The organism is bacterium, from assembly GCA_012517375.1.
In the GTDB taxonomy this organism is placed as follows: Bacteria; Hydrothermota; Tepidihabitantia; order B3-TA06; family B3-TA06; genus JAAYVC01.
The window spans coordinates 1-11698 of sequence record JAAYVC010000112.1 but is presented as its reverse complement, the minus strand read 5'-3'; the positions used below and the strand labels follow the sequence as shown (position 1 = coordinate 11698).

Annotated in this window: 11 protein-coding genes; 10 read left to right on the top strand and 1 reads right to left on the bottom strand. The window is 49.1% G+C overall.

Going from position 1 to position 11698, the window contains the following annotated elements; translation table 11 throughout:
- Positions 1-118: 118 nt before the first annotated feature.
- From GX441_12025 to GX441_12015, 3 genes are all read left to right on the top strand, one after another.
- A complete protein-coding gene (locus GX441_12025) occupies positions 119-1735 on the top strand; it encodes a hypothetical protein (protein NLI99367.1) in 1617 nt (538 codons plus the stop codon).
- 162 nt (positions 1736-1897) lie between these two features.
- Complete coding sequence (locus tag GX441_12020; protein ID NLI99366.1) at positions 1898-3955, top strand: aminopeptidase; 2058 nt, start codon at positions 1898-1900, stop codon at positions 3953-3955.
- A gap of 116 nt (positions 3956-4071) precedes the next feature.
- The gene (locus GX441_12015; GenBank protein NLI99365.1) at positions 4072-4929 is read left to right on the top strand and encodes a hypothetical protein; all 858 of its coding nucleotides are present in this window, start codon (positions 4072-4074) and stop codon (positions 4927-4929) included.
- A 335-nt stretch (positions 4930-5264) separates the two neighbouring features.
- Here the strand turns inward: GX441_12015 and GX441_12010 are convergent, their stop codons facing one another.
- Positions 5265-5564: a hypothetical protein gene (locus GX441_12010; GenBank protein NLI99364.1), complete on the bottom strand. Its 300-nt coding sequence runs from the start codon at positions 5562-5564 to the stop codon at positions 5265-5267.
- Between the two features lie 980 nt (positions 5565-6544).
- Here GX441_12010 and GX441_12005 point away from each other — a divergent pair.
- The 7 genes from GX441_12005 to GX441_11975 form a co-directional block, all read left to right on the top strand.
- The gene (locus tag GX441_12005) at positions 6545-7105 is read left to right on the top strand and encodes a hypothetical protein (GenBank protein NLI99363.1); all 561 of its coding nucleotides are present in this window, start codon (positions 6545-6547) and stop codon (positions 7103-7105) included.
- An 88-nt stretch (positions 7106-7193) separates the two neighbouring features.
- Positions 7194-8147 carry a DUF4097 domain-containing protein gene (locus GX441_12000; protein ID NLI99362.1) on the top strand — a complete coding sequence of 318 codons (954 nt, stop codon included), beginning with the start codon at positions 7194-7196 and terminating at the stop codon, positions 8145-8147.
- A 61-nt stretch (positions 8148-8208) separates the two neighbouring features.
- The gene (locus tag GX441_11995; GenBank protein NLI99361.1) at positions 8209-8664 is read left to right on the top strand and encodes a hypothetical protein; all 456 of its coding nucleotides are present in this window, start codon (positions 8209-8211) and stop codon (positions 8662-8664) included.
- A 97-nt stretch (positions 8665-8761) separates the two neighbouring features.
- Positions 8762-9577: a 4Fe-4S binding protein gene (locus tag GX441_11990; protein NLI99360.1), complete on the top strand. Its 816-nt coding sequence runs from the start codon at positions 8762-8764 to the stop codon at positions 9575-9577.
- Positions 9578-9606: 29 nt separating this feature from the next.
- A complete protein-coding gene (locus tag GX441_11985; GenBank protein NLI99359.1) occupies positions 9607-10113 on the top strand; it encodes a hypothetical protein in 507 nt (168 codons plus the stop codon).
- On the top strand, positions 10110-10997 hold the full coding sequence (locus GX441_11980; GenBank protein NLI99358.1) for a hypothetical protein: 888 nt from the start codon (positions 10110-10112) through the stop codon (positions 10995-10997). The genes GX441_11985 and GX441_11980 overlap by 4 nt, the downstream gene beginning before the upstream one ends.
- Positions 10998-11152: 155 nt before the next feature.
- On the top strand, positions 11153-11698 hold a 546-nt coding region (locus GX441_11975; GenBank protein NLI99357.1), incomplete at its 3' end, for a hypothetical protein.

The following is an 11698-nucleotide window of genomic DNA, read 5'->3' as shown; positions in this document are numbered from 1 at the left end:
CTTGGATGGTTCTTTACGGATGACAATTACTACTACTTCCACGCAAAAGAAGTAGATGGAACGATTGTAAACGACGGCGACGGAACAATCCTCATGGCCGTGCCGAAGCGGTACCTTGATGAATAAAACAAAATTGAAATATACAGGCGGGAGAATCACTCCCGCCTTGCTTATCATTTTTTTGACAGCAGGGTTCGCCAGCGCCAGCATGCTCAGGCTTGAAAAAACCCGTGTACTTTACGTAGAGATGCCAGTCATATATTCAGTAATTCCGGGTCTTCCTGGAAGCTGGATACCCTTTGGAGAAGGATACATATACGCAAAAGCGCATGAGCTTTGCTTTTACGCGAGCGACTTGCGGCTCCTCCACCGTGTTAAGTTAGAAGATACCACGGACGTGGGCGCAACCCAGTATGAAATGGTTGACGATTCAATCCTGTACGTACTCGGATGCGGAAGATATATTGAGAGCTTTGACCGCAAAGGCAGCCCTCTAGGCAGGCGTTTCTTACCCAAGGGGGCGGACGTCGACTGCATGGCTTTTTGCGGGGAAAAAATAATGCTCGCAGGCTCGAAGGAAATCCTGCCCGGCTACTGGGTTCCGGAGCTTATGATACTCGACACCCTGAACCCCGACAGGATGGCGATGATAAAGGATCTCTTCCCGGCCTCCGTTATCGCAGAAATCAATAAAAGCGGCAAGGGCGAGTACGCGTCCTTGTCCGTTTCCTCGTACAAGGACGGCTTTATTGCTACGAGTGCCCTGGGTCCTGAGGTTTTTTTCATATCGCCTGAGGGCAAGCTGAAGAGCGTGATAAGAACCACGCCCCCCGGCTATAAATACTTAAAAGACGCGCCCGCGCTCGACAGGCAGCGTTCGTACACCGACCAAAACTATTTCAGGCAGTGGCAATCGACATTTGAAAACGCATGGATAGAAGGCGTATTCCAGGACTCACTTCTTGTGGTCAAGCGCCGAAGCTTTCTGGATGTGTACAACGTCAACGCCATGAGCTTTCTTGATAGAATCGAGCTAAGCGAACCAGGGATTGGATTTCCATATCACCTGACTTTTGTCCGCGACTCAACAGGAAGGGAGTTCTTAAGGGTATCGGAGTTCCGGCTCGATTTTGAAGCGGCTTCCGATGACAATCAGGTAAAAACCCAGGAACCGCCTGCGTTTGACAGCTGCAGAACGTGCGGAAAGCCGATTGTTCCGTACGGCTACGCAGAATCGGACGTCGCGCAGGATTCTTTATACGCAGGCGAGGGCAGATTTGCGCATGTTTACAGCAGTTCCGCTTTTGAGCCTGACAGCCTTGCGCGGTTCTGCGCTTGGGACAAAAAGAGCATGTTCATCTTCGTCCATCCTGCTGACTTCAGGGCAGACCTTTTGCTGGATACGACTCTTAAGGTCCTTAACGGAAGAAAGGACTGGGAACCGATTATTGTATTGTGTTATCCGAAGCCCGACGAACTCAAGCTTTTTCTGCCTTTTCTCCCCGGAAAGAGGATTCTTGTGAACCGCAACCAAGCCGTTCCGGATAAAACAATTGCGCTCGGCGACCTGAGATTGACGCCTTTGCTGGTGGCGTACTCGGAGGCTGGCAGGGAACTTCTCGGCGCGCACTCGCTTGGTCCCAGATACGACGACCAGAAGATCCAGTACGGGAAGGGAATCACCTTCGGCGAATTCCTGAGCCGATGCGGAATAGTCAAACCGGACTCGCTTTAACAATCCTCTAAGCAGAACCCTTGACAGATCTGATGCCCCTTGTATAATCCTTCACGACTAGCCGGTCGGATGAAGATATCGCAGGGTTGCCGAGAAAAATTAACTGCGTTAGTGAGCCTTTTATACAGCCAAGGGAAAGGCTCTGAAACGTCAGGAGGCAGCATGTTTGACGCAAGAGAATACTTCCGCAACGAAAACGACGCGGCAATGAAGAGCTACGAGAAGAGTCTGGTGGATATTGGGAAGGTCCTCGAAAAGATTAAATCCCGCAGGAAAAAGGACTCTAAGGACAAGTACTACAGGCTGCTTGCGAAGATAGCAAGGATCATTATCGGCTACGCGAAGTTCGAGAAGAAGGCGGGAGAGAGCTATTTTGCAGGAACGAAACCCGACATGCTTGCAAAGACGTCGAGGAAGAACTACGAGGAGCTTCTGCCTGAAAATTACTCGAGGAGCTACGCCAATCCCCAATACGCTGTAAAGGTTTTCGGCGACGGCTTAGGTCAGCTTCTTTCATATTTCTATATTAGATACAGGCAGTACATAACATACTCCGCCCAGCACAAGATATTCGAGATGGAGCGCTACAACCGCGTCTTCCTTGAGGTCTATGCATACATCGCAAAGAACAAGCCCGACTACGAAACTCTCAGACGGATGATAACGGCCCCTGCGAGAGAAGAGACGGTCGAAGATATGGCGCGCGAACTTAAGGAACAGATGGGCAAGCGCTTTCGATTCTACGCTGATATTGTGGAGTGTGCGAACCTGGACGACCCCTGCTACCTCTACCGCTACGGTTCATACATATCGGATGAGGATGTTCGAATCAGCCGCTTCTTCTCCTCTTATCCGGAAGAGAAGATAATGACTTTGTCCCGATTGATGGTACAAGCCTATCTGGACGGCTTCAAACTAGCGGGCAAGGACGTATCAAAGAAACGGACGGTCAAGATAGTTTTCAACGCAGGTCAGGAACGGCTCGTCAGGCAGCTTATCAAGGACCTTCGCGGGCAAGGGTTGGATTCGATTCTGGAGCCGCCCTCCTCGACGCCTGCCAACCGCCAGTACGCATACGATCACCGCTTCGACCGAGCCTTGTATATGGACTCGGAGTGGGTCGATGCCTTCATTGAGAAGAACAAAAAGGCTTTCTCACTGTGCGCCTCGGACTTCAGCGCCTTCTCCGGCGTTATAGTCATTGAGAAGTTCGGCGAACCGCCATTCAAACCGGAAGTAAAGCCTGAGAATCTTGTTCTCTCAGCCGAGCAGCAAAAGCTTCGCCAGCGAATGCAGGGACAGATGCTCATGCTGCAGGAGCAGCACTCGCCAAGGGCCGAAACGAGTTTTTCGATAATTGCGTTTCCTGCACCCCAGATAGGCGAAGATTTCGAGCGCATATTCGAGGATGTTCTTGAGATAAACATGCTAGAATCGTCCCGCTACCAGAGGATGCAGCAGAAGATTATCGAAGCCCTTGACAGGGCCGAATACGTGCACGTGAAGGGCAAGGGCACGAACCGGACAGACATCAAGGTAAAGATGCAGAGACTAGCGGATCCGGCTAAACAGACGAACTTCGCCAACTGCGGCGCCGATATCAACATACCGGTCGGCGAGGTATTCACCTCCCCTCAGCTTGAGGGTACATCGGGAGTCCTTCACGTCGAGGAGGCGTTTCTTTCGGGTTTGCGCTACGCCGATCTCGAGATGACGTTCAAGGACGGCTACGTTACCGGCTACACGTGCCGCAACTTTGAGTCCGAGGAAGAGAACATGAAATTCATGAAGGAGAATCTGTTTGACCCTCACGATACCCTTCCTGTGGGCGAGTTCGCAATAGGCACAAACACCCTTGCGTACGTAGTCGCACGAAAATACAAGATAACCCACCTCCTGCCCGTGCTGATTATCGAGAAGATGGGACCACACTTCGCGATAGGAGATACCTGCTTTTCGCACGAGGAAGACAGAGCCGTATTCAATCCCGACGGCAGAGAGATTGCCGCAAGGGAGAACGAGCGCTCGGCACTAAGGAAACAGGACTTCCAGAAGGCGTACACGAACAAGCACACGGATATAACCCTGCCCTACGATTCGCTCGATTTCATTACCGCGGTTTCTGCGGACGGAACAAAGGTGGACGTTATTCGCTCGGGCCGCTTCGTGATTCCCGGTACGGAGGAGCTGAACAAGCCCCTGGATAGATACAAGGAATAGGTCGCGCCCATCCAAAATACGGAGCGCTTTTGCGGAGTGGAAAGTTTTCACCTTGACGACAGCTTAATTCCTACTATAATTGTATCATATTTAAAACTTTCCGAGGAGGAAAAAGCATGAATATCAAAAAGTCAAAAAAAACACTCTGCATACTCATTGCGCTGATTGCGGGCATCTTGATTGCGCCGCGACCGGCAAGCGCCACCTGGCTCAACAACCCCGATAATCCTTACCAGTTCCGCGCTGGCTTCGAGACAGGTTTTCTGGGCGTGCTCTCGCACCGCATACAGCTCGGCTCGAACGGCACCGTATTCGACTACGTTAAGGACGGCGGCCAGGCGAATCTTCTGTTCTTTAACAGATTGACCGCTGAGATGCACCTAGGACCGCGCCACGGGCTTGTATTCCTCTACCAGCCGCTGGATGTAAGGACAGAGGATCTTTTGAGCGAGGATCTTGTTGTGGACAGCTTGCTATTTCCGGCTGAAACACCCATGGAGTTCCGCTACGGCTTCGATTTCTACCGCATCAGCTATCTTTTCGATTTCAACAAGGATCCTCAAAACGAGCTAGCCGCTGGCATAAGCCTGCAGATCCGCAACGCGACTATAAGCTTTGCCTCGAAAGACGGCACGTTATTCAGGACTACGCAGAACATAGGTCCGGTTCCTATATTCAAGTTCCGCTGGGCGCAGCATTTCAAAAACGGCGCCTGGTTAGGCGCTGAGGCTGACGGCTTTTATGCAGACGGACGCTACATTACTGGTTCTGCCAACGACTTCATGGGAGCGATATTCGACGTCTCAGGCAGATACGGATTCAGGCTCAACGAATCGCTTGACGGGTTCGTCAATCTGAGATACCTTGGCGGCGGCGCGCGTGGCACGGACGAGACGCCCGCGGACCGAGGCGACGGCTTCACCGACAACTGGCTGAACACCATGACGTTGACTCTCGGGTTCTACATGCAATAACCGTTTGCGTGATCTATAGATTTTGAGACAAGGGGCTTGCCCCTTGTCTTTTCTTCGTAGGATCTGACCTTCAGGTTAGCCCGAACTGCGGGCCGACTTAAAAGTCGGCCCCTACGAAGATAAAAAACTTTTCTTGAATTTTTGCAGTTGCTCCCATTCAAACTGTGGATTGTGGCCTGCAAAAGCGTATTTTGATTCCGAGAGACATACTCCATATTCGGCAATAAAGCTCTGCCTAGTGATTCCCAATAGATTTGTTATTACCGAAAATTGCTCAATGAGATCTTTTTGAATTTCAGTTGGAAGTCCTTTAGGTCTACAAAACATACTAAAAATCAACAACAATATCTGACATAGTGTTTTTCTAGGTAATTTTCGCGTTCCAGTTGCTTCGTTACGATTTGCAAAGAACCGACCCTCCAAACGAACCAGCCGATAACAAGGAGATTTCCTACACCCCAACCCAGGCATACGGCTGTGCTCCAACAGAATTTTCCTGAGTATAGAATCACCAGAGGTGCGGAGATTCCAAGCAATGAAACAACCGCGGCTGTCCAGAATTCAGGCTGTTTGAATAACCTATTTAGAGGCATTCCCTCCGAACCGCCTACGGCTTGCATTATCGCTACAGTCAAAACGAAAACCGTCCCAAGCACCTGTGGCAAAGCGCTTAAAAGAGATCGAGCATTGTCCGGCGTAGGATTAACCCCTGCGAGAAGAATTGCTATTCATCCACCTGCTACTATGCCTATTCCCAGCCACACCAGACCTTCAAATACTCTTTGCCGCTCTTTCACACCATACCCTACCAGAAACAAACTTTTTGTCAAGCGCGAAAAAGACTGCTTTGATTTGGGCGATTGCTTCGGTCGCTCGAAGCGACACTCGCAATGACTACCTCCTCCCCCCTTCCCATCAAGGAGGAGGAAAAAATCCCCCACGGGAGAGGTCGGAGTGAAACGACGGTAGAGGGAGGCTTCTGACGCATTCCTTCAATCCTGAACACCGACCTCGAATCCTGACCGACCGTCCAGGGGACGGTTTGAAGTTTGCCGTTACATCTTTAATTTGAAGGCAAACTTCTGAACGACTTTTAATAAAAGTCGTCGGGGTCCCCAAAATAAAACATCGGGTATTATTTTGGAGTGGTTTTTCTACCCCACAAATCTGCTGCGCAGCTTCGCGGGGACCCCGTAAATGAACTCGAAACCGGGGCTGATTCCATTAATTCTGACTCATTGAAGCCGCTAATTTGTACATCTTTTGTCCACGTTTTGTCCATCTTTTGGGGGGGCTTTTGGGGATCTTTTGTCCATCTTCTGTCCAGCTTTTGACCATGATTCTGGACTGCTTTTCTTTAATCCTGATACGATTTTTGACTCGACTCATTTAATCCTGACTTGAAGGAGTTAGGCGATTCCTGACTACGAATCTTGAATCCTGACTGTGATTCTTGACCCAATACCTTTAGATGATTCCTGACCTGGTTTTTCCACTGATTGAGGACCGTTTTTATCGACAATCTTTCCGGCAATTCAGTATTGACGGCTCGCGGTTCTAAGTGCAGAATAACTTTCATTTATTGACAATCTCTGCATCCCAGTTAATATTAGACATGGCAAAAAAAGATATTCTCGAAAGAGGTTCTTCTTTTGTAGCAATCCGCAAGTTCGTGCAGGGTAGGTTCGGTAGAGAAGGCGAGAAGGAGCTGCTTTCCCGCATATCTGCACCGATTAATGATACTTATATGAATGCAACTCCGCACGGCTGGTATCCGGTATCGCACACAAAGGCGCTGCTGGAGGTGGTTTTCGCGATGTCGGGCGAAGACGAGAATGCAATACTCGAGATAGGCGCCATTCAAACACGTGAGGACGTGAAAGGTATCCTGCGGTTTCTCGTGCTTTTTGCGACACCCGACCAGCTCATAAAGCGCTCGACTAAGCTGTGGTCCCAGCATGTCGATCAGGGGACCGTTACTTACGAGAAACTCGAGAGCAGGAGCTGCGAAATCGTGCTTTCGGGCTTCTACAACGGCAAGCTCAACTGTCTTATGGCAACTGGAGCAGTCAGGGAACTTACAAGCTTTTCAGGAGGCAAGTCGGTCGAGGTCAAGGAAGTCGAGTGCGCGGGCGAGGGAGCGTCCGCCTGCCGCTGGAAAATCTCCTGGACTTGAATATTCTCTTGCCCCACAGAGAATATGAATTCAGGAAACAAAACTTACAGGGGTTTCGTCTTCTTTCTTATCTAACCATGGAGGATTCATGAAATCTAAGTTCTTGTTTTTCATTATATTATTTGCGTCGATATCGACCATTCAGGCGTCCGAAAGAGTAAAAAAAGAGTTTGCGGTCGGCGAAAACCCTAAACTTATTCTCGATGTCGATGCGGGAAACGTGGAGGTTAGACCGGGAACATCGGGTCAAATTGTTGTTTATGTAGAGCTTCCAAAAAGAGAACGCTACACACTTTCAAGCGCCCAGAACGCAAACGAGGTTCGCATTAGGGTAAAGCACAAGGACGAGGTCTTAAGCTGGCTGCTTTATCCTATAGATGTAGTTGCCGACAAAGAGGTCAAAGTAAGGATTGAAGTACCATCTGCATCAAATCTTGATATTAAGGCTTCCGCTGGCGGCATTGACGTCAAGGGAATTGAGGGCAATATTGCGCTTGCGACCTCGGCAGGCTCGATTATTGCCGACAGCCTTAAAGGGGATGTTCGAGCGACTGCCTCAAGCGGTGCAGTCCAGGTTTTTAATCTTGACGGCGCGCTCGACGCTCAGACATCTGCAGGTTCTGTAAGGATTTATGATTCCAGAGGCAGCTTTCACGCTGAGACGGATGCCGGTTCGATTAAAATCGTGGATAGCAAGGGCAGCTTCAAGGTGCAGTCCGAGGTTGGCTCTATCGATTTTTCCGGAACCATAACCGAAGGCAAGGATAACTATCTTACCACATCGGTAGGTCAGATAAATGTAACCCTTGATGAGCAAAAAGACATCGAGATAGACGCCGAGACCAGTCTGGGCGGAGTGTCTATACGTCCTGAACCTGGGAACTTGAGAAAGGGCGAGCATTACTTGATAGCCGGGATAGGTGAAAAGAACACCGTTTTGAGACTCCGTTCACGTACAGGTTCAATAAAGATTGAGAAAGGACTGGATGCTATCGAGACGGAGGATTCCGACCTTAACGATGAGGGTATCCCACAAGAATGAATCGGAAACATATTGACTCGCGTCCTCGTCTTTGTTCTTATCAGCCCAACTTGGAGGATTGATGAAGCTGAAATTATTTCTTGCAGTGTTGATTATTGTTTCCGCGTCGAATGCTCAAGATAGACTTGTAAAGATCTTCCATGTTTATCAAGAACCTAGGCTTACTATGGAAGTAGGTCCTGCGAGAGTAGTTATTGAGACCCATGACTCTTCATCGATCATTCTCGAAGCCGAACTGCCAAAAGGTGACCTATACACTGTGAAGACAGCACAGGATGGAGATAAGATTCACGTCAGGCTTGAACCCGGAGGTACGCTTGGATGGATGCTGCAGCCTTTGACTTACTTGACCCAGGAGGTTGCATTTTATGTCAAGGTTCCTGCATCATGCTGCATTGTTCTTGATACATGGGGCAGCCGGATGGAGATAAGGGGCGTAAACGGCGAGATAAGGGCGAGAAGCGGTTCTGAGGTTACAAGACTCATCCGCTCCTTCTTCAAGCTCTCGCAAAGCTAGCTCAACGCAAGTTCCCTTTTGACTTAGGTAATGTTGCAATGGATTAAAGAGTTTATATGCTTATTAGTCTAGGGATTAAAATCAAAGGAATAGCCTTATGAAAAAAGCGCTGCTGATGTACTTCTCAGCCACAGGCAACACCTGGCTCGCCGCTGAAAGAATAAGGTCTCGGCTTTTTAAAGATAACATTCTATGCGATCTTAGGTCAATCGAGAAGATAAGAGGCGAAGTGGACCTTGCCCCGTATTCGATGATAGGAATAGGTTATCCGATATTCCTTTTCAGCATACCTGGGTATGTGTATGGTTTCATCAAAAAACTTCCGCATGGTAAAGGCAGAAAAGCGTTCGTTTTTGCCACGATGGGCGGCGGCACATTCGGCTCCGAGGCCCTTGCCGCCCTGCTGCTGCGGAACAGAGGATACAGGGTGATTGGGGCAAAACCTTTCGTGGCTGCAAATAATGATGCAATACTGACCGGATCGGTTGCTCCAGATGCCCCGGAAACGAAATCTTCGCTGGATAAGATGCTTGATGATCTAAGTGACTGGGTGGACGATTTGCTTGACGGTAAGGCGGAGACTATAAAAAACACCACTGGATGGAAGCTTACAGCTGCAATAACCGGTCTTGCGTTCCGCAAGCTTGTTCCTTTTCACGCTTTTGCCACCCCCTTCTGGTTTCTAAAGGCCGACAGACGATGTAATGGATGCGGTCTGTGCGAGCGAATCTGCCCGGTCGGTAACATCAAGAAATCTCTAAGAAAGCCGCGATTCGGGACGCGCTGCATTTTCTGCGAACGATGCCTGAATCTTTGTCCCCAAAACTCAATTCACTTCCTCTTCAGCAGGTGGAGACCTCAATACAAAGCGCCAGGGTTCAGACCGCCTTTACTTAGAAAGGCGACGTATTGAACGACTCGAAATGATTAGTATAATATATCATGCTGATTGAGTATATTCCGGGTGCTGCACTGATCGTTTTCGTCTTCTGCCTTGGCTTGTTTAATCTGCGGATTACACTTAAAGGTTACTCCAAGATAGGTCTCAGTGACGAGGAGCTTATCAAACTGGAAGCAAAAGGAGTTAAGGCATACTGGTCAAGAACGGTCGACATTCTTTTTTTTCTCCTTATTGCTTTACTCATTCAGTCGTTTACGCTTCGATTCGGTTCTTCCGTCTGCCCGCTAAAAGGCACTTACGCTCGAACCATACTTTACGCCGGTTTAGCGATGATACCTTTTGCACTCGGCTACATCTGGACAATGCTGCCCTATGGGAAAAAGGGGCTTATGGATGCTGCGCTTTTTAAGCTGGATAAGATCGAAGAGACCTACAATGCCAAAGTGCACAGGATCATCTGGAGGCCCTGGATTGGCATAGTCTATATACTTTTTTTCATCCTGGTCATATTTTTCTCTTATCTCTCCCTAAGAGTAAATCCATCATGAAAGATTTTGATAGAACCGTGATATTCTACTTCACAGGCACCGGCAACACATGGCTAATGGCCGAGGAGATAGCGCGGGAAATGGAAAGGAGAGGAGTCGAAACCAATCTAGAGGCTATTGAACAGGCCTCTGCACAACTGGACATCTCACGATACGGCATTGTAGGTCTGGGCTTTCCTATATACGCCTGGTGCTTTCCCTCAAATGTTCGCAGGTTTTTAAGAAAGTTCCCTAAAGTGAATGGAAAAAAGGCCTTCATCTTTTCAACAATGCAGGATGAGTCGCTCGGTTCAGAGGCCCTTGCCGGAAGATATCTGAAGCGTCTGGGCTACAATGTTATCGCTGCAAGACCTTTTATAACAGCTAATAATGAAACCATTTACTTCGGCCCGGAGGACGCGCGCGACCCATCGACGATTTCAAAGATAGAACGCATGAAGGCGCGGGCGCCGAGATTCGTTGAGGAGATACTTTCAGGTCGAGGCGAGATTGAGCATAACACGCCGCTCTATATATCTCTTTCCCAGGTTTCCGGCATGGCTTTTGACCTTCTCGACGGCTATCTTGCTTCCCGCAACTTAAGGATTACGCCAGACTGCACATCATGCGGCCTCTGCGAAAAGATTTGCCCCGAGGCTAACATTTACGGCTCCCTGACATGGCCCCAGTTCCGAAACCGCTGCCTTATGTGCGAGCGATGCGTCAGCTTCTGTCCGCAAAAAGCGATAATACATCCCCTGCATCGAGCTAAGCATACCGATATACGCTACCGCGCTCCCGCCTACAGACCGCCTGTACTCCGCAAACCCACCCGATGGGTTTTTGAGGGGGAGAGAACTCCAGAACATGAACTCGCACCCGAGTACGTATCTGATAAGGATTAATCTGCACGAAAGAAGAACCTTACGGGAAATCTGGGAGCCTGGGTAACTTAACAAAAACATCAAAAACCTAAAGGTCACGTGCCCCACAAAAATATTTTTTTATTTTTGTGGAGCTGATACTCTTGCAGTGTTATAACTACAGTGTATAATGAAGAATGAAGGGCGCATCGATTTTATTTTTTTTGATAATTGTCAGTAGTCTCATAACAGCGACAGAGACTCCACAAAAAAATAGGCAATCAGAGATCGCAAAGGATACGCTTCGCGAACCATGGACAATTGGTCTTGCGCTTTCGGGTGGGGCAGCACTAGGTCTAGCGCACGTCGGAGTGATTGAGGTTCTGGAGGAGGAGGGAATCCCGATTTCGTATATCTCAGGAACGAGTATGGGATCGATTGTTGCCGGCATGTACGCCGCAGGATATTCGGGAAAGCAAATGGATTCAATATTGACTACCGTCGAGTGGAGCTCTCTTTTTTCCGACAGGATTCCCCAGAATCGAATGACGCTCGCACGAAGAGAAGAGGGCAGGCGCAACCTTGTTGAAGTCACCCACCGATGGTTCCTACCGCGAATGCCTTCAGGCGTTGTATCTTTACAGAACGTTGAGATTCTGTTGACCGATCTTTTGGCTGATGCCGAGTACAACGCCGGATACAACTTTGACAGTCTTGTTGTCCCTTTCAGGTGCGTAGCCACT